The organism is Ensifer sp. 2TAB8 (assembly GCF_052115125.1).
Lineage (GTDB): Bacteria > Pseudomonadota > Alphaproteobacteria > Rhizobiales > Rhizobiaceae > Ensifer.
Window position 1 is genome coordinate 37,892 of the sequence record NZ_JBFRGB010000008.1, and the last position, 24,881, is coordinate 62,772.

At 63.4% G+C, this 24,881-nt stretch carries 23 protein-coding genes; 11 read left to right on the top strand and 12 right to left on the bottom strand.

Going from position 1 to position 24,881, the window contains the following annotated elements; genetic code table 11:
- Positions 1 to 16: 16 nt before the first annotated feature.
- From AB4Z53_RS15275 to AB4Z53_RS15285, 3 genes are read right to left on the bottom strand one after another with little or no spacing between them, the layout of a single operon-like run.
- Positions 17 to 1,168, bottom strand: a complete 1,152-nt coding sequence (locus AB4Z53_RS15275) for an efflux RND transporter periplasmic adaptor subunit (RefSeq protein ID WP_113539822.1) — start codon at positions 1,166 to 1,168, stop codon at positions 17 to 19.
- A gap of 15 nt (positions 1,169 to 1,183) precedes the next feature.
- Positions 1,184 to 4,324 (bottom strand): efflux RND transporter permease subunit, encoded by a 3,141-nt coding sequence (locus tag AB4Z53_RS15280; RefSeq protein ID WP_113539821.1) that lies wholly within the window; start codon positions 4,322 to 4,324, stop codon positions 1,184 to 1,186.
- A complete protein-coding gene (locus AB4Z53_RS15285) occupies positions 4,321 to 4,467 on the bottom strand; it encodes a hypothetical protein (RefSeq protein WP_162768881.1) in 147 nt (48 codons plus the stop codon). Before AB4Z53_RS15285 ends, AB4Z53_RS15280 begins: the two co-directional genes overlap by 4 nt.
- 322 nt (positions 4,468 to 4,789) lie before the next feature.
- Here AB4Z53_RS15285 and AB4Z53_RS15290 point away from each other — a divergent pair, with 322 nt between their 5' ends.
- Positions 4,790 to 5,386: a TetR/AcrR family transcriptional regulator gene (locus AB4Z53_RS15290; RefSeq protein ID WP_113539820.1), complete on the top strand. Its 597-nt coding sequence runs from the start codon at positions 4,790 to 4,792 to the stop codon at positions 5,384 to 5,386.
- 13 nt (positions 5,387 to 5,399) lie between these two features.
- Here AB4Z53_RS15290 and AB4Z53_RS15295 read toward each other — a convergent pair whose 3' ends face one another.
- Positions 5,400 to 6,722 (bottom strand): MFS transporter, encoded by a 1,323-nt coding sequence (locus tag AB4Z53_RS15295; protein ID WP_441596502.1) that lies wholly within the window; start codon positions 6,720 to 6,722, stop codon positions 5,400 to 5,402.
- A 50-nt stretch (positions 6,723 to 6,772) separates the two neighbouring features.
- Complete coding sequence (locus tag AB4Z53_RS15300; protein WP_113539871.1) at positions 6,773 to 7,048, bottom strand: metal-sensing transcriptional repressor; 276 nt, start codon at positions 7,046 to 7,048, stop codon at positions 6,773 to 6,775.
- 434 nt (positions 7,049 to 7,482) lie between these two features.
- On the opposite strand from AB4Z53_RS15300, the gene AB4Z53_RS15305 reads away from it, so the two are divergent.
- From AB4Z53_RS15305 to AB4Z53_RS15325, 5 genes are read left to right on the top strand one after another with little or no spacing between them, the layout of a single operon-like run.
- Positions 7,483 to 9,060, top strand: a complete 1,578-nt coding sequence (locus AB4Z53_RS15305; RefSeq protein WP_441596503.1) for a nickel ABC transporter substrate-binding protein — start codon at positions 7,483 to 7,485, stop codon at positions 9,058 to 9,060.
- Between the two features lie 9 nt (positions 9,061 to 9,069).
- The gene (locus AB4Z53_RS15310; RefSeq protein ID WP_113539817.1) at positions 9,070 to 10,005 is read left to right on the top strand and encodes an ABC transporter permease; all 936 of its coding nucleotides are present in this window, start codon (positions 9,070 to 9,072) and stop codon (positions 10,003 to 10,005) included.
- Positions 9,996 to 10,904, top strand: coding sequence for an ABC transporter permease (locus AB4Z53_RS15315; RefSeq protein WP_113539816.1), 909 nt, complete (start codon positions 9,996 to 9,998; stop codon positions 10,902 to 10,904). Before AB4Z53_RS15310 ends, AB4Z53_RS15315 begins: the two co-directional genes overlap by 10 nt.
- Positions 10,897 to 11,892 (top strand): ABC transporter ATP-binding protein, encoded by a 996-nt coding sequence (locus AB4Z53_RS15320; protein ID WP_441596504.1) that lies wholly within the window; start codon positions 10,897 to 10,899, stop codon positions 11,890 to 11,892. The genes AB4Z53_RS15315 and AB4Z53_RS15320 overlap by 8 nt, the downstream gene beginning before the upstream one ends.
- Positions 11,889 to 12,905, top strand: coding sequence for an ABC transporter ATP-binding protein (locus tag AB4Z53_RS15325; RefSeq protein WP_441596505.1), 1,017 nt, complete (start codon positions 11,889 to 11,891; stop codon positions 12,903 to 12,905). The genes AB4Z53_RS15320 and AB4Z53_RS15325 overlap by 4 nt, the downstream gene beginning before the upstream one ends.
- 167 nt (positions 12,906 to 13,072) lie before the next feature.
- Here the strand turns inward: AB4Z53_RS15325 and AB4Z53_RS15330 are convergent, their stop codons facing one another.
- The 3 genes from AB4Z53_RS15330 to AB4Z53_RS15340 form a co-directional block, all read right to left on the bottom strand.
- Positions 13,073 to 13,768, bottom strand: coding sequence for a zinc-binding dehydrogenase (locus tag AB4Z53_RS15330; RefSeq protein ID WP_441596506.1), 696 nt, complete (start codon positions 13,766 to 13,768; stop codon positions 13,073 to 13,075).
- A 56-nt stretch (positions 13,769 to 13,824) separates the two neighbouring features.
- Positions 13,825 to 14,352, bottom strand: coding sequence for an SRPBCC family protein (locus AB4Z53_RS15335; RefSeq protein WP_441596507.1), 528 nt, complete (start codon positions 14,350 to 14,352; stop codon positions 13,825 to 13,827).
- Positions 14,353 to 14,433: 81 nt separating this feature from the next.
- Entirely contained in the window at positions 14,434 to 15,795 is a 1,362-nt protein-coding gene (locus AB4Z53_RS15340) for a dicarboxylate/amino acid:cation symporter (protein WP_441596508.1), read from the bottom strand.
- A gap of 552 nt (positions 15,796 to 16,347) precedes the next feature.
- Between AB4Z53_RS15340 and AB4Z53_RS15345 the strand changes: the two genes are divergently transcribed.
- From AB4Z53_RS15345 to AB4Z53_RS15365, 5 genes are all read left to right on the top strand, one after another.
- Positions 16,348 to 17,700 (top strand): LLM class flavin-dependent oxidoreductase, encoded by a 1,353-nt coding sequence (locus tag AB4Z53_RS15345; RefSeq protein ID WP_441596509.1) that lies wholly within the window; start codon positions 16,348 to 16,350, stop codon positions 17,698 to 17,700.
- Between the two features lie 9 nt (positions 17,701 to 17,709).
- Positions 17,710 to 18,573, top strand: coding sequence for an ABC transporter permease (locus AB4Z53_RS15350; protein ID WP_441596510.1), 864 nt, complete (start codon positions 17,710 to 17,712; stop codon positions 18,571 to 18,573).
- A gap of 41 nt (positions 18,574 to 18,614) precedes the next feature.
- Complete coding sequence (locus AB4Z53_RS15355; RefSeq protein WP_441596511.1) at positions 18,615 to 19,598, top strand: ABC transporter substrate-binding protein; 984 nt, start codon at positions 18,615 to 18,617, stop codon at positions 19,596 to 19,598.
- 9 nt (positions 19,599 to 19,607) lie between these two features.
- On the top strand, positions 19,608 to 20,378 hold the full coding sequence (locus AB4Z53_RS15360) for an ABC transporter ATP-binding protein (RefSeq protein ID WP_441596512.1): 771 nt from the start codon (positions 19,608 to 19,610) through the stop codon (positions 20,376 to 20,378).
- 122 nt (positions 20,379 to 20,500) lie between these two features.
- On the top strand, positions 20,501 to 20,875 hold the full coding sequence (locus AB4Z53_RS15365; RefSeq protein WP_223728118.1) for a hypothetical protein: 375 nt from the start codon (positions 20,501 to 20,503) through the stop codon (positions 20,873 to 20,875).
- A 100-nt stretch (positions 20,876 to 20,975) separates the two neighbouring features.
- On the opposite strand, the gene AB4Z53_RS15370 is transcribed toward AB4Z53_RS15365, so the two are convergent.
- The 4 genes from AB4Z53_RS15370 to AB4Z53_RS15385 form a co-directional block, all read right to left on the bottom strand.
- Entirely contained in the window at positions 20,976 to 22,706 is a 1,731-nt protein-coding gene (locus AB4Z53_RS15370) for an adenylate/guanylate cyclase domain-containing protein (protein WP_441596513.1), read from the bottom strand.
- A gap of 144 nt (positions 22,707 to 22,850) precedes the next feature.
- Positions 22,851 to 23,879: an LLM class flavin-dependent oxidoreductase gene (locus tag AB4Z53_RS15375; RefSeq protein ID WP_441596514.1), complete on the bottom strand. Its 1,029-nt coding sequence runs from the start codon at positions 23,877 to 23,879 to the stop codon at positions 22,851 to 22,853.
- A 145-nt stretch (positions 23,880 to 24,024) separates the two neighbouring features.
- Entirely contained in the window at positions 24,025 to 24,339 is a 315-nt protein-coding gene (locus AB4Z53_RS15380; RefSeq protein WP_223728121.1) for a cupredoxin domain-containing protein, read from the bottom strand.
- A gap of 8 nt (positions 24,340 to 24,347) precedes the next feature.
- On the bottom strand, positions 24,348 to 24,869 hold the full coding sequence (locus AB4Z53_RS15385) for a DUF4142 domain-containing protein (protein WP_441596515.1): 522 nt from the start codon (positions 24,867 to 24,869) through the stop codon (positions 24,348 to 24,350).
- Between the last annotated feature and the right edge of the window lie 12 nt (positions 24,870 to 24,881).

Consider the following 24,881-nt stretch of genomic DNA (forward strand, 5'->3'; position numbering starts at 1 on the left):
CGCGCCGGCGACCGGCCTATTTCTGCGCCTGCACCGCCGGCATCGGTTTGACTGGCGCGCCCGGGAAAATCTTCTGCAGGTTTCCCGCGATCACCTGGTCGCCCTCCGAAACCCCTGACGTCACCCCGATAAGGTCGCCGCTCGCCGGGCCAAGGGAGACCAGCCGTTGTTCGACCGTGTCGCCTTTGCCGACGACATAGACGTACTTGCCGAGCTGACTGGAGCCAAGCGCCGTTTCCGGGACCATCAGCACGTTCTGATCGTCCCTGATCTTCAGCCGCACGCGCACATATTGGCCGGGCAGCAGGGAGAGATCGGTGTTGTCGATCGTCACGCGCGCCACGACCGTTCCGGTGTTGCCTTCGACGGTGTTGTTGATGAAGCTGAGGTCGCCGCGGTAGCGTGGCTCCTTGTCGCCGGGCAGAAGCACTTCGGCCTCAACCTTGCCCTTCGCCCGGGCCTTCTGGATGTCCGCGAGCTCGGATTCGCTCGGGTTGAAGGAAACATAGATCGGCGAAAGCTGTACCAGGTTGTTGAGCGGGGTGCCGGTCGTATTGCTGACCAGCGTGCCCTCCGGCGCCAGGTTGCGTCCCAGCCGGCCGGCGAAGGGAGCGTGGATCTCTGTGTAATCGAGATTGATCTCGGCGGTGCGGACCGCCGCCTGCGACATCGCCAGCGCGGCCTCCGCCTGGTGGACTGCGCTCTGGCGCTGGTCGAAGCTGTCCTTGTTGAGATAGCCTGTGGTCGCGAGCTCGTTGCCGCGCGTCAGACTGGAGCGAAGATAGATGAGCGATGCTTCGTCGCGTTCGACTTGCGCCTTCGCCTGATCGAGTTGCGCCCGGTAGTCGCGTGGGTCGATCCGGTAAAGAAGATCGCCCTGCTTCACATCCGAACCGTCAGATGCGGCCTGTGACGCGATGTAGCCCGTGATCTTGGCGCGAAGCGTGACGTTACGGATCGCCTCGGTCCGGGCCGAATAGTCGAGATAGATCGGGATCGTCTGCTTGACGACTGCTGCGACCGGAACGGGCATGGCCTGCTGCGGTGGACCCACCGCGGCGCCGGCATCGCCGCCTTTGAGCTCAAAGCCGCCGTTCTTGTAGTGATAGGCTGCAGCGAAGGCGGCGATCACGACCGCTGCGGCAAGGACCAGTCTCGAACCACGCATGTCAGGCTCCAATTCCTATTCCGCCGCCTCCGGCTCCCGCTGGCCGATTGGCTTGGAGGACGTACTCTCGCGCCATTGTTCGATGACCGCGTAGAACACCGGGACGAAAATGAGAGTTAGAATGGTTGCCGCCAGCATGCCGCCGAAGACGGTGGTGCCGATCGACTGGCGGCTGGCCGCGCCCGCGCCCCTGGCGTACATCAGCGGCAGCACACCGAGGATGAAGGCGAAGGCCGTCATCAGGATCGGCCGAAGGCGCAGGCGGGCTGCTTCCGCGGCCGCAGCCACCACATCCAGGCCTTCCTCGCGCCGTCGCCTTGCGAACTCGACGATCAGGATGGCGTTCTTGGCGGCAAGTCCTACCAGCATCACGAAACCGATCTGCGAATAGACGTCTATCTGCATACCGCGCAGCCACAGCGCCGATAGCGCGCCCAAAAGCGCGAGCGGCACCGAAAGCAGCACCATGAACGGCATCGACCAGCTTTCATACTGGGCGGCCAGGATCAGGAAGCAGAAGACGAGGGCGAGCGCAAAGACAAGCGCGGCGATCGAGCCTGCCCGGATCTCCTGATAGGTAATGCCGGTCCACTCGAATGTGTAGTCCCGCGGCAGCGTTGTGCGGGCCACGCGCTCCATCGCCGCCACCGCCTGGCTCGAGCTGAAGCCGGGTGCTGCCGCACCGTTGATCAGTGCCGAAGGGTAGTTGTTGTAGTGGGTGATGGTCTCCGGGCCGACCGTCGGCTTGAACGTCCCGAGCGTATTGAGAGGCACCATTTCGCCTTGGGTGTTGCGGACGTAAAGACGTGAAAGATCGGTCGCCGAGGCCCGCGCGCCCTGGTCCGCCTGCAGCGTCACCCGGAAGGTGCGGCCGAAGAGATTGAAGTCATTGACATAGAGCGAGCCGAAATAGATCTGCAGCGTGTTGAAGATGTCCGGCAGGCTCAGGCCCAACAGCTTCGCCTTGTCACGGTCGAGATCATAGTTGAATTGCGGGCTCGACGTGCTGAAGGTGGTGAAGAGCTGATAGGGATTGATCTCTGGCTGCTTGCGCGCCTCGGCAATCAGCGCCTGGGTCGTGTCACTCAGGGCTTGCGCGCTGCGCCCGGCGAGGTCTTCGACCTGAAATTCGAAGCCGCCAGTTGCACCGAGCCCCTGGATCGACGGCGGATCGAAGGCGAGCACCAGCGCATCCGGGATTTGCAGGAGTTGCGGGGTGACGGCCTGACGTAGTGCCGAGGCGCCCTGTTCCGGCGGTCGCTCGTCCCATGGCTTCAGGACGGCAAATTGCACGGCCGAGTTCGACTGGGCGGCAAAAGACAGGAAATTGAAGCCGACGACGGAGCCGACGAAATCGACGCCCGCGGTACCGCGAAGGATTTCTTCGGATCGCCGCGCGACCGCCTCGGTGCGTTCGAGTGAGGCGCCGTCGGGCAGTTGGATGACGACGAAGAAATAGCCCTGGTCTTCCACCGGCAGGAAGGTTGAGGGAATGCGCTGCCACAGCGCATAGGTCGACCCGACGGCGAGCAGGAACAGAGCAAACAGCGCCCAGTGCCAGCGAACGAGCCCGGCGACGCTGCGGGCATAGGCATGTGACAGCGCATGGAAGCCGCTGTTGAACCAGCGGAAGGGGGCAAAGCGCGGCTCGCCGCGGTAACGCAGGAATGCGGCGCTGAGTGCGGGGCTGAGGGTCAGCGAGTTGAAGGCGGAGAAGGCGACCGAGATTGCGACCGTCAGCGCGAACTGGTTGTAGAGGCTGCCGGCGACGCCCGGAATGAAGGCAACAGGGATGAAAACGGCGAGCAGAACGGCTGTCGTCGCTATGATCGGGCCGGTCACCTCCTGCATGGCCTTTTTGGTGGCGGCCAGTGGCGGCAGGCCGGCCTCCAGCTGGCGTTCGACGTTTTCGACGACGACGATCGCATCATCGACCACGAGGCCGATGGCGAGCACCATGCCGAGCAGGCTCAGCATGTTCAGCGAGAAGCCGAGCAGATACATGACGACCAGCGTTGCGATCAGCGAGACCGGAATGGCGATGGTCGGGATGATCGTGGTGCGCAGGTTCTGCAGGAAGATGAAGACGACGAAGACCACGAGGGCGAGCGCCTCCAGCAGCGTATAGACGACATCCTTCATCGCCGCCGAGACGAAACGCGTGGTGTCGTAGAACATGTGGTAGGCGATGCCCGTGGGGAAACGCTGCGACAGCTCGTCCATCTTCGCCTGCACCCGGCTCTGCAGGTCGAGTGCGTTGGAACCCGGCGCCTGGAAGACGGCAAGGACCACGCTTTCCTTGCCGTTGAAGGTGACGGAGGACGAATAGAGCAGTGCGCCGAGTTCGATCCGCGCGACGTCGCGCAATCTGGTCGTCGCCCCGGTCGTCTGGTCGGCTCGAAGCACGATGTCGCCGAACTGCGAGGGATCGCTCAGGCGCCCGAGTGCGTTGATCTGCATCTCGAAGGGCGTTCCTGCCGGCGCCGGCGATTGCCCGATCTTGCCGCCCGCGACCTGGATGTTCTGTTCGGCGATGACGTTCTGGACGTCGACGGCGGTAATGCCGAGATTGGCCATGCGGTCCGGATCGAGCCAGACGCGCATCGAATAGCGGCGCTCGCCGAAGAGCTGGACGTCGCCGACGCCCGGCAGACGTTTCAGCGGATCGAGGATCTGCAGGTAGGCGTAGTTGCTGACCGAGGCGAAATCGACCGAATTGTCTGGCGAATCCAGGCTGACGAGCACGGTGAAGTTCGGGATCTGCTTGGCGATGGTGACGCCGGTCTGGTTGACGAGCGCGGGAAGCGAGGAGGCGGCCTGCGATACGCGGTTTTGCACGTCGAGCGCCGCAACATCGATCGGGTAACCAACTTCGAAGGAAATGATGATCCGCGACGAGCCGTCGTTCGAACTCGTCGAGGTCATGTAGAGCATGCCCGGCACGCCGTTGATCTGCTGTTCGAGCGGGGTCGTCACCGTATCGGCCACCACCTGGGCGCTGGCGCCGGGATAGTTGGCGGCAACCACGATCTGTGGCGGCGTCACGTCGGGAAACTGCGAGATCGGCAGCAGGAAATAGCAGATGCCGCCGGCGAGCGTCATGATGATCGCGATGGCCGATGCGAAGATCGGCCGGTGAATGAAGAAGTCGATCATGGCGGGATCGATCCTTGTGAGGTGTTGCCACCGTGGCGGGCGGCAAAGCGGAGCATTTCGAAACCGGGCATGCGCACGCGCGCCGCGCGGACCTTGCAGCCAGCGACGTCCACCTCAGCCTTCAGCCCATCCAGCATGCGCATCGTAAGGCTCCAGCACGAGATCATGATGGGCCGATATGACCCCAATCATGACGACCAAATCACGAGCGTTATCGAATCTTAAAAAGTCACTGCAGTGTGCACTCTGGCTAAAAGACGCCTGACGACTGCGCCCACCGACACTGCGCAAGAAATTTTTCTGCGGTTACCGCATATCCGGAAAGGCCTTCGCGGCAAGCGGCTACGCCTCGATGTGCCGTGCTGGCGAAAATGTTACTGGTTGGTAACATCGTCGCATGTTATCGACCAATGACAGGGCGTCAAGGGGCAAGATTTTCCACGCCACCCACGCCGGGCCAATGTGATGACAACGGATACCTGCAAGCCATCCCGTCGTTCGCCGCGCGAGCGCATCGTCGAGGCCGCGCGTGACCTCTTCCGCCGGCACGGCATTCGCGGAACCGGCGTCGATGCGATCGCCGATGCCGCCGACAGCAACAAGATGACGCTCTACCGCCACTTCAATTCGAAGGACGAGCTGATCGTCGAATGCCTGCGCCATGCGGGAATGGAGATGGACGGCTCCTGGCGCGAGCTGGAAGACGCGCACCCTGGTGACGGGTTGGGGCAGCTGAGGGCCTGGGTTCGGCGGATCGCCGAGCATCTCGGTGACGACAGGTGCCAGTGCGAAATGATGAGCGCCGCCGCGCAACTGACCGATGAGGATCATCCCGCGCGCTCGCTGATCCGCATGTTCAAGGACGGGCAGCGCGACCGGGTCGTGGAGCTTTGCCGCAGGGCCGGTGTCGCCAATGCGGAAATGCTCGGCGACACGCTGCTGCTTTTGATCGAGGGCGCGCGCGCCGCTCAGCAAAGCAGCGGCGCCGAAGGGCCGAGCGCCCGTTTTGCGGAGATCGCCGATGCGGCGATCCTGTCCTTTGCCGGCAGTCGTGCCAAATAGCGGCGCGCGTCTGTCAGCGTTCGGCCGGCCAGTCCGGATGATGGCTATCGATCACGAACATATGGGTGTGCCGATGGCCGCTGCCGACGCGCGTTGCGCCGGCAAGATGGGGGTGATCGTCAGCAAGTGCATGATGCACGTGCTCGATTTCGTCGGGATCCTGCGCCGGCCAGAGCCGGGCCGCCGCAAGGATGGCGCCGACGGCGATGAGACCAAGCACCGTGAAGGTCATGGGCATGCCGACGGTGGCGCCGAGCCATCCGGCAAGCGGATAGGTGATCAGCCAGCAGGCATGCGACAGGGCGAACTGCGCGGCGAACAGAGCCGGCCGGTTCTCCGGGCGTGACGAGCGACGCAGCAGCCGGCCGGATGGCGTCTGCGCCAGCGAATAGCCGAGACCGATGGCGAGCCACAGCGGCAGCAGCGAAACGAAGCTGGGGACAAGGGCGCCGATGAACAGGCCGGCGGTCAGGATCGTTGCACCCGAAAACATGGCGACGCGATCCGGCGTCCTGTCGAGCAGGCGGGGCAACAGCAGCGCGGCGATCATCGAGCCGCAGCCAAAGGCGGCGAGTGCGATAGCTGTGTCGGTCTGGGTAAGTCCGAATCTCGACTGGACCAGCACCACCGTGTTGACGATGACCATCGACCCAGCCGCGGACACAGCGAGGTTGAGCGCCAGCAGCCCGCGCAGGCGCGGCGTTGCGAGATAGATACGCAGGCCCCCGGTCGTCCGGTCGTAAATCCCGCGGCGTTCTGCAGCCTTCGGGCTCGGCAGCAGGACCGAGAGGACGAGGGCGGCCGAAGCGAGGAAGCCGATGACCGTGCCGGCGAACAGGCTGTGGAAGTTGATGATCGTCAGCAAGGCAACGGCCAGCATCGGGCTTGCGACGCTTTCGAGATCATAGGCAAGCCGCGAGAGCGACAGGGCGCGGGTGTATTCCTTTTCGTCCGGCAGCACGTCCGGGATGGTCGCCTGGAAGGTCGGGGTGAACGCGGCAGAGGCCGACTGCAGCACGAAGATCAGCAGGTAGACCTGCCAGATCTCGGTCACGAACGGCAGGAAGAGTGCGACGGCGGCGCGCACCAGATCGAGGCAGACGAGCATGGCGCGACGCGGAAGCCGTTCGGCGAAGGCGGCGGCGACTGGCGCCACCCCCACATAGGCGATCATCTTGATCGCCAGCGCTGTGCCGAGCACCGCGCCCGCTTCGGCGCCGGCCAGATCATAGGCGAGAAGCCCGAGCGCGACGGTCGCAAGACCGGTTCCGATCAGCGCGATCACCTGTGCCAGGAACAGATGGCGATACGTCCGGTTTGCAAGGATCTGCAGCATGATGTTGGGGCTCGCTCGGTGGCTGTCGGCGCGACGGGAGGTCCGGCCGATCAGAGATATTTCGTGATCGCCTTGAACTCGTCGATGGAGTGGCGCTGGTCTCGTGGAAGCGCCCCGATCGTGTCTTCGAGGCAATGGTCCAGATGATCCTGGATCAGGGTTCGCTTCGCCTGGCTGATCGCCTTCTCTACCGCGTGGAGTTGCTGGGCGATGTCGAGGCAGGGGCGGCCGCCCTCGATCATGGCAATGACGCTCCTCAGGTGGCCTTCGGCGCGCTTCAGTCGCTTGACGATCTCGGGGTGTGTGTCGTGTCTGTGCTCGGTCATTTCCATAACCTATCCTCCTGGAGGGGATATATCAAGTGGTGAATTTAACGGGATCGTTCCACGCGACGCCAGCCTGGTTCTGCCCCGCTCAACCCGCCTGCGGGCCTTCTAGGGTGAGTTCGTGCGTTCATATTGTATGCAATCTAAGTATCGGCACCCTGCGGGATTTTTACGCTGAAGAAGCGGTGTTTGGCTGTCTAACCTCAACGATTTGGTCGAACGCGGGCCGTCTTGTCAGTCCGAAAGCTGTCTTCTTGTTCATTTCGCCTTGCGCAGGGCAGTCGATTTTTCACTCCTGCTCTAAAATGTCTACAATCTAAAATACGATATTGACGCAAGATTGCATACATGAGACAGTTATTTGTCTATACAAAATGGTGTGGAGGCCGCTTGTATCGACGGCGCAAGGAGCGCCAACCAGGAGGAGAAAATTTATGTCAGTGAAGAGACGTACGTTCCTGCAAGGGGCGGCCGGCGCTATCGGCTTGGCCATTGCACAGGGTGCCTTGTCGAAAATCGCCTATGCGCAGGGTGCGGCCGGCACGCTTAGGGTCGCCATCGCCAAGCCTGCGGGCAATCTCGATCCGCAGAGCCATTATGCCATCTGGGCGATCCAGGACCTGATGTTCGAGCCGCTCGTCAAATACGGCAAGGGCGGCCAGATCGAGCCGTGCCTTGCGACCGACTGGAAGATCGAGGACGGCGGCAAGACGTTGCATCTGACCCTGCGCCAGGGTGTGACGTTCCAGGACGGCACCAAGTTCGACGCCGCATCCTGCAGATGGAATCTTGAGCGCTGGATGGGCCTCGACCAGTTCAGTTGGATGAACTGCTCCAAGCACTTCCAGTCGCTGGACGTGGTCGACGACTACAACATTACGCTGCACTTCAAGGAGCCGGTGCTCGCGCTGATGCAGGAGCTTTCCTATACGCGGCCGACGCGTTTCCTTTCGCCCAAGTCGGTTGGTGCGGACGGCAAGTTCAAGGATCCGGTCGGAACTGGCCCCTGGCGCCAGGTCAGCGCGGATGACACGCAGAGCGTCTTCGAGCACCACGAAGGCTACTGGGGTCAACTGCCGTCCTACGAACGCCTTGAAGCCAAGGTCATCCCCGACGCTCGGTCGAGGGTCGCGGCGCTGCGCGCCGGCGAAATCGACCTGATCGGCGGTTTCTGGATTGCGCCGCTGACGCCGGAAGAGGGCAAGCAGCTCGAGGGGGCGGGCTTAAACGTGGTCGTCGATCCCGGCAACGTCACGCTGGTCTTGGCGTTCAATCCTGATCGCGCCGCGGCGCTCAAGGATTCGCAAGTGCGCAAGGCCGTCAGCATCGGCATCGACCGCGCGGCCATCTCCAAGGTGCTCTACCACGGTTACGCCAAGCCTGCTGGCAACATGTTCTCGGGCGCCTTGCCCTACGCCGGGACGCAATATGATGCTCCCGTCCGCGACGTTGCGGCCGCATCGGCGCTGCTCGAAAAGGCCGGTTGGACGGGTAGCCCGATCAGGTCCAAGGACGGCAAGCCGCTGACGCTCGAACTCGTGGTTAGCCCGGACGCCGTGCCGGGGTCGCGCGTGATCGCCGAAGTCATCCAGTCCGAGATGAAGGAGATAGGCATCGACCTCGTCATCCGCTCGGTCGACCATGCCTCCAAGCACACCGACATGTTGGAGCAGAAGTACGATCTCGGCTTCTTCCTTACCTATGGCGCGCCCTATGATCCGTTCGGCTCGATCGTGGCGCTTTGCCTTTCGACCTTCAAGAACGACGTCGAAGGCAAGCTGGTCACCGATCCGGTCAACCTCGATCCGTTGATCAATGCGGCGACGGCTGCGACCGGGGATCAGATCCAGCCGACCATCCAGAAGGTCTACGACTGGCTGAGAGACAACGACGCGATTGCGCCGCTGGTCTACGTGCCGAGCATTTGGGCACATTCGCAGCGGGTCCACGGCTTCACCAGCCCGGTCACCGAATACGACATGCCCTACGAAAACATTCTGCTGGAAGAATAGGAGGGTATCTTGATCCACTTCATCAGCAAGCGGCTGAAGCACTCCCTGGTCCTATTGTTCATGGCATCCGTGGTTTGCTTCACTCTCGTCGTATCAGCACCCGGCAATGTTGCCGTTCTGATTGCCGAGCTACGGGGAGCCGTCGCCACACCCGGTTACGTTGAACAGGTTGAAGAAGAGATAGGACTGAACAAGCCACTGCTGATGCGCTACGTGGATTGGCTTGGCGATGCGGTTCGCGGAGACTTTGGCATCTCCTACAGAACCGGACAGGACGTCAGCGCGGATCTCGCGAACCGGATGCTCGTGACCGGTACGCTGATTGCGGGCTCGGCCGTGATCGCCACTCTCATCAGCCTGGCTCTTGGGTTCCTTGGAGCCTTCTGGCCCTACAGATTGCCAGACCGCGTCTCGCGCGGTCTGGCACTCCTCGGCGCGTCCACCCCGACCTTCTTCGTCGGCGCGCTGATGATCTACGCTTTCTCCGTTACCTTCCAGCTCCTGCCGTCCTTCGGCTTCAACGGGCCGGAGAGCTGGATCCTGCCTTGGCTCACCGTCGCGGTGCTGCCGGCCGCCGTCCTCAGCCGTGTCGTACGGGTGGGGCTGGAGGAGGCGATGACAAGCCCGTTCGTTCTCACGGCAAAGAGCAAGGGGCTTGGCCGTACCGCAATCCTCTTTCGCGAGGCACTGCCCAATATCACGCCGCTCTTCATCAATGCGCTCGGCACGCAGGTCGGTCTGATGACCGCAACGGCGATCATCGTCGAGCCGCTCTTTGCCTGGCAGGGGGTGGGGGACTACTTCCTCGCCGGTGTGCGCTTCCGCGATTTCATGGTGGTGCAGGCATGCCTGCTCATCTTCCTCACCTTCTTCATCGTGGTGAACCTGATCGTCGATCTGGCCGTGCTCATGACCGATCCACGCATCCGTCGCCAATGGAGCTGATCATGAACATGCTCAATCCCATCCTGGCCCGATTGAACAAAATGCCGCGCGCGGCACTGATCACCATCGGCCTATTCCTCGCGCTTGGAACCTTTGCGCCGTGGCTGGCGCCCCAGGACCCGAGCACCCAGAACCTGCTGGATGCCGGTCTCGGCCCGTCCGCCGCTCATTGGCTCGGGACCGACCACCTCGGACGCGACACTTTCAGTCGCTTGATCATCGCTGCGAACACCTCGCTCGTCAGCGTCGGCTCGGTTCTCGGCGTTGCCATGACCATCGGCATCCTGCTCGGAACGATCGCCGGCTATCACCGAGGCTGGGTGGACGACCTCCTGATGCGCGTCGTCGATGTGGGTCTGTCCGTCCCGAGCCTGATCATTTCGCTCGCCGTCATCGGCATCGTCGGCCCCGGCTACTGGACGATGGTGCTGGCGCTGGCGCTTGCCTGGTGGCCGATGAGCGGCCGCATCAGCCGCGCGGTCGCCGTCAGCATCATGAGCAAGCCGCATATCGAGGCCTTGCGGGTGCTGGGCGCCAGCCCGTGGCGCATCTATTTTGGGCACCTTCTGCCGGGCACCATCGGCTCTGTCATGGTCTATGCGACGGCCGATGCCGGCACGGCTGCACTCGCGGTCGCGACCTTGAGCTTCCTTGGCCTCGGCATCCAGCCGCCGACGCCGGAGTGGGGGCAGATGCTCGTCGATGCGCTGCCCTATCTCGAATCCGACCCGCGCCAGGTTCTGCTTCCGGGCCTCGCTCTCACCGCAGCCGTCATCGGATTCAACACGCTCGGCGAATCCATCGCGCTTAACCGTATTCCGAAGCCGCTGACCCGGCGCATGCTGGCACTGCGCCGCGCCGAGGTCGCAAGCTGGAGCAAGGAGAATTCCGATGCATGACCAACCGCTCCTTGAAGTCAGCAATCTGACCGTCAACTTGCTGACGGCGAAATCCGCAGTTCGTCCCGTCGATGGGGTCAGCTACTCGGTCCGGCAAGGCGAGTGTCTCGCCATTGTCGGCGAAAGCGGCAGCGGCAAGACGGTGATGAATTTCGCGCCGCTCGGGCTGATGCCAACCGGCGTGACGACGATGCTTTCCGGTTCGGTCAAGCTCGAGGGCCGCGAACTGATCGGCCTGCCGGAAGCCGAGATCCAGAAGCTGCGCGGCAAGTCCGTCGGCTTCATCTTCCAGGACCCGATGAGCGCGCTCAATCCCGTCCGCAGGATCGGCCGGCAGATTGCCGAAATGGCCGAACTGCATCTGAATATGACGCCGAAGGCGGCCGAAGCGCGCGCCTTGGAACTGGTCAAGCTCGTCGGCATCTCCGACCCGGTGGCACGRCTTCGGCAGTATCCGCACGAGCTCTCCGGCGGCTTGCGGCAACGCATCGTCATCGCCATTGCGCTTGCCGGCGAGCCGAAGCTGCTGATCGCCGACGAGCCGACGACCGCACTCGATGTCACGGTTCAGGCGCAGATCCTGCGGCTGCTGAAGGACGTGCAGCGTCGGCTCAACATGGCGATGGTGCTGATTACCCACGACATGGGCGTGGTGGCGGGTGCTGCCGACAACATCGTCGTCATGTATGCGGCGCGTGCCGCAGAATGCGGTCCAGTGGAAAAGGTTCTGGTCAGTCCGCGTCACCCCTATACGCGGGGCCTGATCAACGCGATCCCGAGGCGGGAGGACCCGATCGGGTCGGAATTCCGCGGGCTTCCCGGTATTCCGCCGACGCTCGGCGCGCCGATCAGGGGGTGTGCCCTTGCACCGCGCTGCGAGCTTGCCGTCCCGGCATGCGGCAACAGCCGGCCGCCATTGGTCCGGTCGGACGACAGCGTGGTTCTCGTGGCTTGCCCCGTCGTCAATCAAGGAAAGGCTGCGGCATGACACAAGCACCCGTTCTCAAAGTCGAAAACCTGCAGACGCGCTTCAAGAGCGTTCAGCGGGGCAAGTTTGTGCATGCCGTCGACGATGTCTCGATCGAGCTCTATCCGGGCGAGATCGTCGGCCTCGTCGGCGAATCCGGCTGTGGCAAGTCGACCCTCGGACGCACTATTGTCGGGCTCGAGAAGGCGACCAGCGGACGCGTTCTGCTCGATGGCGTCGATCTCAGTGCGCTTTCGGGAGCTGCGCTGCGCGACAGCCGCCGGGCGCTGCAATACGTCTTCCAGGATCCCTACTCGTCTCTGAACGATCGTCAGACGGTGGGCGAGGCGATCGACGAAGCACTGGTGATCGCCGGCACCCGATCGCCGGAGGAGCGCAATCGTCGCACAAAGGAACTGCTGGATCAGGTCGGCCTTGCATCCGCAGTCAGGGACCGTCACACGCGCGAACTTTCGGGCGGCCAGCGCCAGCGTGTGGCGATCGCCAGATCACTCGCCGTGAACCCAAGGGTGCTGATATGCGATGAGCCTGTCAGCGCGCTCGATCTTTCGATTCGAGCGCAGGTGATGAACCTCTTCCTGCGGCTGCAGAAGGATCTCGGCGTCGCATGCCTGTTCATCGCCCATGACCTGGCGCTGGTCAGGCAGGCTGCGTCGCGGGTCTATGTCATGTATCTCGGCAAGATCGTCGAGCATGGCTCGTCGCGCGAGCTTTACGACCACCCGAGCCACCCCTATTCGCAGATGCTGCTGGCGTCGGCGCCCGAGGTGGACCCGAGGATCGAAAAGAACCGCAGGGGACCGCTGATGATCGGTGAGGTTCCAAGCCCAACAAATCCACCCTCCGGCTGCCGGTTCCGAACCCGCTGCCCGCTTGCCATCGACGATTGCGCCAAGGCGATGCCGCCATCGCGGGTGCTTTCGCCGGGTCATACGGCGGCCTGTACCTTCGCTGCCGACCTTCATCGCGGCAAGCGCTCGGCTCTCCTTCAGCAGGAGGTCTCGCCAGCATAGAGCCTAAGCGACGCTCGTCGATGCCTCCAGAGGCCGGCGGTGCTACAGAGTTCCCTCGCATCCTTTAAGCTGGGGATGCCCGCTTGCCCCGCCATCGCGCGGGGCACTTTTTTCGCGGATCGAGGCGTTGCTCGGGGCAGCCGATGGGCCGCCCGGGCGCGCCGGTGTCAGAGGCGAACGAGCATCTTGCCGGTGTTGGCACCCTTGAACAGGCCGACGAAGGCATCGGGCGCGTTCTCCAGCCCGTCGACGACGGTCTCGCGCAGATGGATCTTCCGTTCCTTGATCCAGGCGCTCATCTTGCGATCGAACTCCGGGATGAGGTCGACATGATCGGAAACGATCAGCCCCTGCAGGCGGATGCGCTTCTCGATCGCTTGGAAGATGTTGCGCGGACCGGCGGCGCCGCCGGAATTGTAGCCGGTGATCATGCCGCAAAGTACGAAGCGGGCGTGGTCGTTGGCAAGCGCGAGCGCCGCTTCGAGATGGTCTCCGCCGACATTGTCGAAGTAGATGTCGATGCCGTCAGGTGCTGCGGCCGCGAGCGCTTCGGTCAGATCGGACGTCTCGCGATAGTTGATGACGGCGTCGGCGCCGATCTCGCTTCTGAGCCAGTCGGCCTTGTCCGACGAGCCGACGGAGGCGATCACCCGCAAGCCGCTGAGCTTGGCGATCTGGGCGACGATGCTGCCGACGGCGCCGCTGGCGGCCGAGACGAAGATGGTTTCGCCAGGCCCGGCATTGGCGATCCGCGACAGCCCCACATAGGCGGTGAGGCCGGGAAAGCCGAGAGCCGCCGAGATAGGCCTGAGAGGGAAGGCCCGGCTCGATCCTGCGTGCCGTCGCTGCATCGATGACCGCATAGTCTCTCCACCCGGCGAAATGTACGACGGCGTCGCCGAGCTCGGCATCGAGGATCTCAAGGGCAACCTCCATTCGCGCCGCCTGCATGGGTCTCGTCCTCGGGGAGGGATGCTCCGAATTGGATCTGGGCCAGCCGATCCACGAGACCGCGGCGGCCTCGCTCCATGACGACCCCGTGGTTCCAGCGGAAGACCGGTCTGAGGATGAAGGAAAGGCGGACCATCCAGGGCTTCGTGACCTCTACGATCCAATCGTACCGAACGTGGCAGCTGGCGCCGTTGCCTTGCAACGTCCAGCGGCCGATGCCGTCGAGTTCGCCGACGGCCCTGCCTTCGATGAGCAGAGGCGGTTCGACCTTGACGGTCTCCATATCGAAGACCAGTTCGTAGGGCAGGGCCGTCGACCAGCGCATGCGACGCACGGCACCGACGCCGCGGTCGTTACCCTCCTGCAGTAGCGTGACCTGCTTCACCGACGGCCACCATTCGGGCCAGCGCTCCGGCGCTGCGAGTTCTCGCCACACATCCTGAAGAGGGGCGTTGATCGTCCATTCGGTGACGAGATGAAAATTGGTCGACGACATCGCCGATCCCTCAACAGGCAGATGGCCTGAAGTATAACATGGCATGCGGACCTCGCGGCCCGCATGCTTTGTTCCAGGCCGCTAAGCAGCCCGTGCTGCGGCGGCGAGCGGCTCGATGTCGTCGAGGACCTTGTCGCCGTTGTAGACGGTCTCGTCGAGAATGCCCTCGCGCTTGGCGACGATCGTCGGTACCAGCGCCTGGCCGGCGACGTTGACTGCCGTGCGGCCCATGTCGAGGATCGGGTCGATGGCGAGCAGCAGGCCCACACCTTCGAGCGGCAGGCCGAGCGTCGAAAGCGTCAGCGTCAGCATGACGGTCGCGCCGGTGAGGCCTGCGGTGGCGGCAGAGCCGAGCACCGAGACGAAGACGATCAGCACATATTCCTGGATGCCGAGTGTCACGCCGAAGAATTGGGCGATGAAGATCGCCGAGATTGCCGGGTAGATCGCAGCGCAGCCATCCATCTTGGTGGTCGCGCCGAGCGGGACGGCGAAGGCTGCGTATTCGCGCGGCACGCCAAGGCTCTTTTCGGTCACGGTTTCGGTAACGGGCAGAGTGCCGACCGAGGAACGCGAAACGAAGGCGAGCTGGATCGCCGGCCAGGCGCCGGCAAAGAAGCGCGAGGGCTTCAGGCCGTGGCCGACGAGCAGCGCCGGGTAGACCACGAAGAGCACGATGGCGAGGCCGATATAGACCGCAGCGGCATACCAGCCGAGCTGCGCCAGCGTTTCCCAGCCATATTGTGCGACGGCGCGGCCGAGCAGGCCGATGGTGCCGATCGGCGTCAGGCGGATGACCCACCAGAGGATCTTGCGCACGATTGCAAGCAGCGACTGATTGAAGGCGAGGAACGGCTTGGCGGCGTCACCGACCTTGAGCGCAGCGGCGCCGACGGCGATCGAAACGACGAGGATCTGCAAGACATTGAAATTGAGCGAGGTGGTGGCGCCCGTATCGGTGACCTTGGTGCTGGCTTCGAGCCCGAGCATGTTGGCGGGCACCAAGCCTTTGAGGAAATCGAGCCACGAGCCGGAATAGGAAGGCGCCTTCGCGGCCTCCTGCGAAACGGCCGAGCCTACGCCCGGCTGGAGGATGAGGCCGAGTGCGATGCCGATGACGACGGCGATCAGCGAGGTGATCGCGAACCAGAGAAGCGTCTGCCAGACGAGTTTGGCGGCATTCTGCAGCGTCGCCAGATTGGCGATCGAGGCGACGATCGCGGTAAAGACGAGCGGCGGCACGAGAGCGCGCAGAAGCTGGACGAAGATCGAGCCGATCGTCTGCAGGGTCACGGTCAGCCAGTTGGCATTGCCGCTGGCATCGACGCCCATATTGCGGGCGATGAGGCCGAGCAGCAGGCCGATGACCATGGCGGCCAGGACTTGAAAGCCGAAGGAGGTGAAAATCGGCTTTTGTGAGGATTTGGTGGTTGCTTGGGACACGTCTTGCACTCTCATTGAACGGCGGCGGCCGCATTTTTAGGCAACGGTCGCCGCAAGTGCCCAGGAAATAGTCGAGTGCCTGCTTCGGGATAAGAAACCCTTTGGCTCGAAAACCACTCAGAGTGGAATAATTTCCCCGACGCGATTGTGCCCGACGACTACTCGGATCTCACGGAGAGGCTGTGCTTCGGCCGAAGCGACGCATGCGGCGTCGACTTTGCGCGTTCGCCTGGGTGGCGGGAGTAGCGATGGAGAGCTGTCGAATAGCTCAACCCGTCGGGTCCGCTCCTGCAAAACTTTCGCCGCATCCCCTTTCTTACAAGTCTTCGCTTCCAGGCATGCGGCGACTGATCCCGCTTTCTGGGTTTGCGTCGAAAATCATTTCACTTGCTTCGGGTGCTTACGAAATACTCTTTCTCTATAAACATTATAGATAATGTACCTTGTCTGTATGGCAACGAGGTCTTGGGTCTGGCCGCAGACAGCCCTTCATCTCCGGCGCCGGGGCGCTTGACCCCCATGAGTTTGCAGCGAGAAGAGGAGAGGATTGAGATGACACGCAAGATCCGGCTTGGAGCATTTCTTCCCGGTGGCGGACAGCATATCGCCGCCTGGCGCCACCCCGACCAACCCGCCGACGGGGCGACCAGTTTCGAATTTCACAAGCAACTGGCGCTAACGGCCGAACGCGGCCTGTTCGATGCGTATTTCCTTGCCGACGGGCTGGCGATCGGCTTCGGCGGCGCACGTGAGGGCGGCAATGCCCGCGTGGCGGGCTTCGAGCCGGTGACCCTGTTCTCGGCACTGGCGCCACTCACCACTCATCTCGGCTTCATTGCCACCTCGTCGACGACCTATGAGGAGCCCTACACCACCGCGCGCAAGTTCGCGTCGCTGGATCTCATTTCCGGTGGCCGCGCCGGCTGGAACGTGGTGACGACAACGGGCGATCCGACAGCGCAGAACTTCAACCGAGACACGCAGCTTCCGCATGCGGAGCGCTATCGCCGCGCGGCCGAACATGTGGACGTCGTCAAGAAGCTCTGGGACAGTTTCGAGGACGACACCTTCATCCGCGACAAGGAAACGGGTGTCTTCTTCGACCCGGCGAAGCTGCACGACACGGATCACCGCGGCGAACATTTCAAGGTCCGCGGCCCGCTCAACATCTCGCGCTCGCCACAGGGCCACCCTGTCATCGTGCAGGCTGGCCAGTCCGATGACGGACGCGGGCTGGCCGCGGCGACCGCGGAGGTAATCTTCACCGCGCACCAGCATATCGAGACGGCGCAGGAATTCTACCGTGACATCAAGGCCCGCGCCCGCGGTCTTGGTCGCAACCCGGACCACATTCTGGTCATGCCGGGCGTCTCTCCGTTCGTCGGACGAACGGAGGCCGAGGCGCGCGAGAAGTACGAACGCCTGACCTCGCTCATCGTCGAAGAAGACGGCATCGGACTGCTCAATGGCCTGACCGGCGGGACGCTCGATCTTCATGGCTACGATCTCGATGGGCCGCTGCCGCCGGCGCCGCCGACCGAGGGCATGAAGAGCCGCCAGGCGCTGATCCGCCAGATCGCCGACGAGAACAACTTCAGCATTCGCCAGCTCTATCAATGGATTGCTTCGGCGCGCGGCCATTACACGATTGTCGGCTCGGCCGAACAGATCGCCGACACCCTGCAGGAGTGGTTCGAAAACGAAGCGGCCGATGGCTTCAACATCCTGCCGCCCTGGTTCCCGACCGCGCTTGACGACTTTGTCGAGCTGGTGATCCCGGAGCTGCAGCGCCGCGGGCTCTTCCGCACGGCATACGAGGGGCGGACACTCCGCGAAAACCTCGGCCTGCCCGTTCCCGTCAACCGCTGGGCCGTCGCGCGATCGGCCGTTCAGGCAGCAGAGTGAGGTACGATCATGTCCTATGAACACGTCAACACATCGCTTGCCGCAAGTTTCGGACTTGGCCGTGCCGAGGGGCAGGCCCCCACTGCCCTCCCGGCCATCGTTTCCCGCTGGCGCGCCCTGCTTGGGTCGATCGTGGCGCGCTATGGTGTGGTGCTCGGTTTTCTCGCCTTCTGGCAGCTTTCCAGCACGCTCGGCTGGGTCAACCCGGCGGTCTTTCCACCCCTCGATGTGATCCTGTCGGCGCTCTGGGGTGCTCTCGCCAGTGGCGCGCTGCTGGATGACATTGCCATCAGCCTGCAGCGATCGGGGATCGCCTTTGCGGCAGCCGTTGTCGTCGGCATCCCGCTCGGCCTGTTCATGGGTCAGGTGCGGCTGGTCGAACAGGCGCTCGATCCCATCCTGCAGCTCTTCCGCCAGACCTCGGCCCTGGCGCTCTATCCGGTCTTTATCCTGTTGCTCGGCCTCGGCGAGACCTCAAAGGTCTTCGTGATCTTCTGGGCCACGCTGTTTCCGCTCCTGCTATCCACCATCGGCGGCGTCAAGGAGGTCGACAGGAAGCTGATCGAAATGGCCCGAACCTACGGGGCCGGACCGCTCACCGTCTTCCGCCGGGTGGTGCTGCCCGCCTCCGTGCCGGCGATCTTCGTCGGCTTGCGCCTTTCGGCCACCACGGCCCTTCTGCTGCTGATCGCTGCCGAGATGATCGGCGCGAACAAGGGCATCGGCTTCCAGGTCATGAACGCGCAGTACAATTTCCAGATCCCGTTGATGTTTGCCGCAATCCTGCTGCTCGCCCTGCTTGGGCTCGCCGCCAACGCGCTACTCGTTTTGCTTCAGCGCAACCTTTGCCGCTGGTCACAACCCAACGCCTGATCAGCCCCACTGCCTGATTTCTCCTTCGAAAGGATATCGACATGACTTTCCATGCCCGCAATCTTCTTCTGTCTGCAGCCATAACCCTCGGCCTTGCCGCGCCGGCGATGGCCGCTGACGAAGTGAAGCTGCGCTACCTCGCCAGCCAAGGCGGCCTGTCGGCTCATGAGCTCGCCCAGGAGCTCGGTTATTTCGATGGCACCGGCATCACCATCGAGAACATCGGCTACGCGGCGGGAGGTCCGGCCTCGCTGATCGCGCTTGCGTCCGGCGACGTCGAGATCGGCAGTGCGGCCACTTCCGCCGTGCTGAATTCCATCATCAGCGGCAATGAGTTCGTTGCCGCCTATCCTTCGAACGGCATCAATGACGAGGTGCAGTCGATCTTCTACGTGCTGGAAGACAGCCCGATCAAGAGCATCAAGGACATCGCCGGCAAGAGCATTGCGGTCAACACGCTCGGCGCGCATCTCGACTATACGATCCGCGAAGCGCTGCATTCGGTCGGCCTGCCGACGGACGCTGCCAACCAGGTGGTCGTCCCCGGTCCGCAGCTCGAGCAGGTGCTGCGCTCCGGCCAGGTGGATATTTCCGCTTTCGGCTATTGGCAGACGACGTTCGAGGGGGCGGCGCGCAAGAACGGCGGCCTGCGTGCGATCTTCGACGATACCGACGTGCTCKGGGAAATCGCCGGCGGCTTCGTGGTGCTTCGCCGGGATTTCGTCAAGGCGCATCCCGATGCCGCCAAGACCTTCGTCCTGCAGTCGGCCCGCGCGCTCGACTACGCGCGTGAACATCCCGAAGAAACCAAGAAGATCCTGGCCAAGGCGTTGCAGGCGCGCGGCGAAAATCCCGAGATCGCCCAGTACTTCCGCGGCTACGGGGTGCGGGCGGGTGGTCTTCCGGTCGAGCGCGACCTTCAGTTCTGGATCGACGTTCTGGTGCGTGAAGGCAAGCTCAAGGAAGGCCAGTTGACGCCGAAGGACGTGCTCTTTGCCGTCGACGCCCCGTCGGTCAGCAACTGAGGACCGACCATGAGCGTTGCCCAGAACCTTCGTCGCGGAGAGGTGGCGATCCGCCATCTCTCCAAATCCTACCGCCTGAACGGCACGCCGTTGCCCGTTCTCAGGGACATCAACCTCAACATCCGGTCCGGTGAGACGCTCGCCATCGTCGGCGCCAGCGGCTCGGGCAAGACGACGCTGTTGCGGGTGCTGGCGGGGCTCGAGGATCCGGATGCGGGAGAGGTGCTGATCGACGGCAAGCTGACGAGAGGCGTCGGTACCGACCGTGCGGTCATCTTCCAGGAGCCGCGGCTGCTGCCCTGGCTGACGGTGCTCGACAACGTGGGCTTTGGACTGGAGACGCAGGGGCTCCCCCGCGGCGAAGCGCGGGACCGGGCACGACGCTATGTACAACTCGTCGGCCTGCAGCCGTTCGAGAGCGCCTATCCGCGGCAACTCTCCGGCGGCATGGCGCAGCGCGTCGGCATTGCCCGGGCGCTCGCGGTCCAGCCCGAAATCCTGCTTCTCGACGAGCCGCTCGGCGCGCTCGACGCGATGACCAAGATCAGCATGCAGCAGGAATTGGCGCGGATCTGGCGGGATGAGGATGTGACGACGGTGCTCGTCACCCACGATCTCGAGGAAGCGATCTACCTCGCCGACCGTATCCTGATCCTGCCACGCGAGAAGGGCGGTGAACCAAGGCTGATCGAGATCGACCTGCCGCGCCCACGCGATCGCAGCGCGCCCGAATTCGTCCGCCATCGCGAGGAACTGCTCAACCTCTTCGGTCTGCACTGAGGCTTCGGCGGAACGGTTGCAGCGATCAGGCGTTTATCTCTCGATGGCCGCATTCGACAGGAGGCACAGCCTGCTGGGTCTCCCATATGGACCGGATGCCGAGCCGAGACAGGAGCAACGCCATGAAGCTTTCGAAGGGAATGTCATTCGCCGCAATCGTCTTCGCCTTTGGCGCGGCAGCACCGGCGATGGCCAACGGTTTCTACACCGGTATCGACCCGCACAATCCGCCGGGCACCCAGAACAGGGTTCTCTACGGGCAACCCTACTATGTCGAACCCGCGCCGGGCCCGGTTTATGTCGAGCCTGTTCAGCCGCAGGTCTATGTCGATCCGATGCCGACCGGCAGCATCTATGTCGAACCAGCGCCCGGTTACGTCTATCGCCCGCCGGCCCGCACCTTGGGTGACGCCCGCCAGCGCTACACAGGTGAGTATCAGAGCGGCGGCGAGGGCGACTATTACCTCGGCGTCGCGCATCCGCCACAGGTTCCCTAAGCTCGTTGCCGCGGATCCAATCGACAGTGCCTGAAGTAGACGCGCGGGATGAGGTTTCCACGCGTCCCCTGTCGTTACGCATGCCTGCCTGGAGCATCGCCTATTCCGGCAGATCCAGCAGGCGGTAGCCTTCCACGAAGTGCTGCAGCATCTTCTCGTCCCGGAACGGCTGCGATGCGGCCCACTGGGCAATCGTGAAGTTGGGGTTGTTCATCAGGAACAATTGCGCTTCGGTGCGGGCTTCATCCAGGCGGCCGAGCCTCGCCAGGCTGGCAGCAAGCAGGCGACGGGATGTCGCCCGGTAGGTTTGCGGGTGGCGCAATGTCTGGACCGCCGCCTCATAGTCGCAAGTGGCATATTGAGCCTGCCCAAGCATCCAGTAGTACCAGCCCGGCGGATGCGGATTGAGCCGCAGCGCCTTGTGAACGTGATCGATCGCCTGGGCCGGTCGGCCGCCAAGAACGATGAGGTCGGCGCGCATGGCCCAGGCATCGGCGTGGTTCGGATCGAGCGTCAGGGCAAGGTCGAATTCGGCGTCGGACTCTTCCCAGCGGCACTCGTGCCCCAGAATGATGCCGAGGACCCAGCGGTTCCCGGCGTCGTTGGGATCGAGCGCCACCGCCTTCTGCGCCTCGCTGACAGCACGTTGCCGATAGGGGACAACCGGCTGGTCCCAGAATTCCCAGCTTAGCCACAGGTTCAGGGCCAGGAGCCGATGCGCCTCGGCGTAGTCCGGGTCGAGTGCCAGCGCCCGCTCGGCAAGAAAGACCGCCTCTCGTGCGGCTCCCGCCGTCTGCAGCCCGAGCGAGCGCGCGCGGACGCAATAGTCGTAGGCCTTCAGGTTTGATGGGCGGTTGCGGGCCGGCGCGTCGGTTAGTCGTCCGACCAGGGCTTCGACGATCCTGCTCGTTACCTCGTCCTGAACGGCGAAGATGTCCTCCAGGCTGCGGTCGAACCTTTCCGCCCAGAGGTGATCGCCCTGCAAGGCATCGATCAGCTGGGCGTTGATGCGAACCCGGCCGGCCGCCCGTCGGGCACTGCCTTCCAGCACGTATCGAACGCCGAGTTCGCGCGCGATCCGGCGCACGTCCTCATGTCGGCCCTTGTAGGCAAAGACCGAATTGCTGGCGATGACGAACAATCCGCCGGCTCTGGAAAGGTCGGTGATCAGGTCTTCGGTCAGGCCGTCGACGAAGACCTCCTGCTCCGGCTCGTTGCTCATATTGGTGAAGGGAAGGACCGCGATGGACGGCTTGATCGGCAGCGGCAGGGGCGCCCTGGCGCCGCCGCCTTGGCCTAGGGTTGCGGTGGCGATGCGATAGAGGTTGACCGGCTCGACGATGTTCTTGATTGCTTGCGGGCCAAGCGCGTCGAAATCGCAAAAGAGACGCTTCCTGACCTGATCGTAAATGTTGCCGGAGACGTAGATTTCGCCGGGGCCGGCCATGGTCTGGAGCCGCGCAGCGACAATGACGCCGTCGCCGTAGAGGTCGCCGCTTTCGACGACGACATCGCCGAGATTAATACCGATGCGCAGGAGAACCCGGCGGTCGTCGGCAAGGCCCTGATTGGCCGCTGCCATGCCCTTCTGAATGTCGATTGCACAGGTGACCGCATTCACGGCGCTGGCAAACTCCACCAGCACCCCATCGCCCATCGTCTTGACGATGCGGCCTTTGTGCTCTCGGACAAGGGGATCGAGGATCTGCTTGCGGCGTTCTTTCAACGTCGCAAGCGTACCGCCTTCGTCCAGTTCAACGAGGCGGCTGTAACCGACGACATCGGCAGCCACGATGGCGGCGAGACGCCGTTGAGCGCGTTCTTCAGCCATATCGCGCGCTTCCGCAGAAAGGGGTACGCGGAATTGTAGGGCGTCCGCCGGAAATGTCTATGAGGGAATGCTTATGGTCCCGATTGGCGGCAAGCGGCGCTCCGAGACGGGGACAATCCCGCCCGCTTCCGCCCCAGCCGGCTTTCAGCCTTGGCGCCAGCCAAGCGCCGGCGCCACGTGTCGCAGGATCGCCTCGATCACATGGGCGTTGTAGTCGACACCCAGCTGGTTCGGGACGGTCAGGAGCAGCGTGTCGGCTTCGGCGATCGCCTCGTCCTCGGCCAGTTGCCTGACAAGGACATCAGGTTCGGCGGCGTAGCTGCGGCCGAAAATCGCCCGCGTCTTGTCGTCGATGAAGCCGATCTTGTCCTCGTGCTGATTGCCGCCCCCGAAATAGGCGCGGTCGCGCTCGTCCACCAGCGCGAACATGCTGCGGCTGACAGAGACGCGTGGCTCGCGCGTGTGACCCGCCGCCTTCCATGCTTCCCGGTAGGCCCGGATCTGGTCGGCCTGCTGGACATGGAACGGCAGGCCGGTCTCGTCGTCCTTCAGCGTCGAACTTTGCAGGTTCATGCCAAGTTTGGCGGCCCAGACAGCAGTGGCGTTGGAGCTGGCGCCCCACCAGATGCGCTCTCTCAGGCCGTCGGAATGCGGCTCGATCCGCAGCAGGCCAGGCGGGTTGGGGAACATCGGTCGCGGGTTGGGGGCAGCAAAGCCTTCGCCGCGCAGCACGTCGAGCAGCACTTCCGCGTGGCGTCTCGCCATGTCGCTTTCAGTCTCGCCTTCGCCCGGCTGGTAACCGAAATGGCGCCAGCCATCGATCACCTGTTCCGGCGAGCCGCGGCTGATGCCGAGCTGCAGGCGTCCACCGGCGATGATATCGGCGGCACCGGCGTCTTCGGCCATGTAGAGCGGGTTTTCGTAGCGCATGTCGATGACGGCGGTGCCGATCTCGATCCGGCTGGTCTTGGCGCCGACGGCTGCCAGGAGCGGGAAGGGCGAGGCAAGCTGGCGGGCGAAGTGATGGACCCGGAAATAGGCGCCGTCCGCACCGAGTTCTTCGGCCGCGACCGCAAGATCGATCGACTGCAGCAGGGCGTCGGCCGCCGATCGCGTCTGTGACTGGGGTGAGGGCGTCCAGTGTCCGAAGGAAAGAAAACCGATCTTCTTCATGGTCGTGCCGCCTGTAGAATGAAACCGACCGCTTCATCGCACGATTCCGGTTTGGGATACAGACAGCGCTTGGTGACTTCGCCGTGAACGGCGGCGCCAGCTGCGTCGCGGCGCCGTCGTGATCTGGAACGGAACCCTTCTCGCTTTACCGTACCTGCAGGCGGGCCTTCATGTTCGGGTGAAAGCGGCAAAAGTAATCGTAGCTGCCGGCCTTGGTGACGGTGAGCGTCGCCGTCTTCTTGGGCGGTATCACGATATCGAAATCACCCTTGGCCGTTGCCGTGTGCGCCATGACGTCCTTGTTCTGCCACTCGATCACGTCGCCCACGGCGGCGTTGATCTCGGCGGGCGAGAACACGAGCTTTTCGATTGTGACCCGGATGGTTTCGGCCCGCGCGGGCGGTCCGGCCAGCATCACGGCCAGACCGCAAATGGCACCAAGGCTCAGCTTCGAGACCATGGCGCCGCCTATTTCATCATCTCGGCGACATGCTCGGCATGTTGCTGGTGGCCCTGGAACAGCTTCAGCCCGGTCTGAAGCAGATCCTTGAGCTCAGCATTCTTGGCGGACGGGATCAGCTGCGTTTCGAGCGCGCCGTTGACCTGCTTGTGATAGGCAACCTCGTTGGCAACATAGGCCTTGTCGAAGTCGGTGCCGCTCAGTTTCGCAAGCTTTTCGCGCTCTTCCTTGGCGGCCTTCGTAAGCGCACGGCTAGTGTCGTTGTCTTCCGGTTTCACCTTGAGTTTCTTGACGAGATCGAGAGCCTGTTTGTTCACAGCCTCATGGTCGCGCACCATATCGTTGGCAAAAGCCAGCACGTCCTTGTCCTTGGAAATCTGCAGGGCCTGCTTGGCCGCCTCGATGTCGATGACACCGGCGGTATAAGCGATATGGGCGATCTGCGGATCGTTGATCTTGGTCCCGGCCGCAAGGCTTGCGCCGCTGAGGAGGCAGGCGAGGGCGAGGGTTGAGGTGAGGCGGGCATACATGGGAAACTCCTC

Excerpts from the sequence above, each read along its gene's own strand:
- AB4Z53_RS15275 (WP_113539822.1), bottom strand. The coding sequence starts at position 1,168 with ATGCGTGGTTCGAGACTGGTCCTTGCCGCAGCGGTCGTGATCGCCGCC.
- AB4Z53_RS15280 (WP_113539821.1), bottom strand. The coding sequence starts at position 4,324 with ATGATCGACTTCTTCATTCACCGGCCGATCTTCGCATCGGCCATCGCG.
- AB4Z53_RS15285 (WP_162768881.1), bottom strand. The coding sequence starts at position 4,467 with ATGCGCATGCTGGATGGGCTGAAGGCTGAGGTGGACGTCGCTGGCTGC.
- AB4Z53_RS15290 (WP_113539820.1), top strand. The coding sequence starts at position 4,790 with ATGACAACGGATACCTGCAAGCCATCCCGTCGTTCGCCGCGCGAGCGC.
- AB4Z53_RS15295 (WP_441596502.1), bottom strand. The coding sequence starts at position 6,722 with ATGCTGCAGATCCTTGCAAACCGGACGTATCGCCATCTGTTCCTGGCA.
- AB4Z53_RS15300 (WP_113539871.1), bottom strand. The coding sequence starts at position 7,048 with ATGACCGAGCACAGACACGACACACACCCCGAGATCGTCAAGCGACTG.
- AB4Z53_RS15305 (WP_441596503.1), top strand. The coding sequence starts at position 7,483 with ATGTCAGTGAAGAGACGTACGTTCCTGCAAGGGGCGGCCGGCGCTATC.
- AB4Z53_RS15315 (WP_113539816.1), top strand. The coding sequence starts at position 9,996 with ATGGAGCTGATCATGAACATGCTCAATCCCATCCTGGCCCGATTGAAC.
- AB4Z53_RS15325 (WP_441596505.1), top strand. The coding sequence starts at position 11,889 with ATGACACAAGCACCCGTTCTCAAAGTCGAAAACCTGCAGACGCGCTTC.
- AB4Z53_RS15330 (WP_441596506.1), bottom strand. The coding sequence starts at position 13,768 with ATGCGGTCATCGATGCAGCGACGGCACGCAGGATCGAGCCGGGCCTTC.
- AB4Z53_RS15335 (WP_441596507.1), bottom strand. The coding sequence starts at position 14,352 with ATGTCGTCGACCAATTTTCATCTCGTCACCGAATGGACGATCAACGCC.
- AB4Z53_RS15345 (WP_441596509.1), top strand. The coding sequence starts at position 16,348 with ATGACACGCAAGATCCGGCTTGGAGCATTTCTTCCCGGTGGCGGACAG.
- AB4Z53_RS15350 (WP_441596510.1), top strand. The coding sequence starts at position 17,710 with ATGTCCTATGAACACGTCAACACATCGCTTGCCGCAAGTTTCGGACTT.
- AB4Z53_RS15360 (WP_441596512.1), top strand. The coding sequence starts at position 19,608 with ATGAGCGTTGCCCAGAACCTTCGTCGCGGAGAGGTGGCGATCCGCCAT.
- AB4Z53_RS15365 (WP_223728118.1), top strand. The coding sequence starts at position 20,501 with ATGAAGCTTTCGAAGGGAATGTCATTCGCCGCAATCGTCTTCGCCTTT.
- AB4Z53_RS15370 (WP_441596513.1), bottom strand. The coding sequence starts at position 22,706 with ATGGCTGAAGAACGCGCTCAACGGCGTCTCGCCGCCATCGTGGCTGCC.
- AB4Z53_RS15375 (WP_441596514.1), bottom strand. The coding sequence starts at position 23,879 with ATGAAGAAGATCGGTTTTCTTTCCTTCGGACACTGGACGCCCTCACCC.
- AB4Z53_RS15380 (WP_223728121.1), bottom strand. The coding sequence starts at position 24,339 with ATGGTCTCGAAGCTGAGCCTTGGTGCCATTTGCGGTCTGGCCGTGATG.
- AB4Z53_RS15385 (WP_441596515.1), bottom strand. The coding sequence starts at position 24,869 with ATGTATGCCCGCCTCACCTCAACCCTCGCCCTCGCCTGCCTCCTCAGC.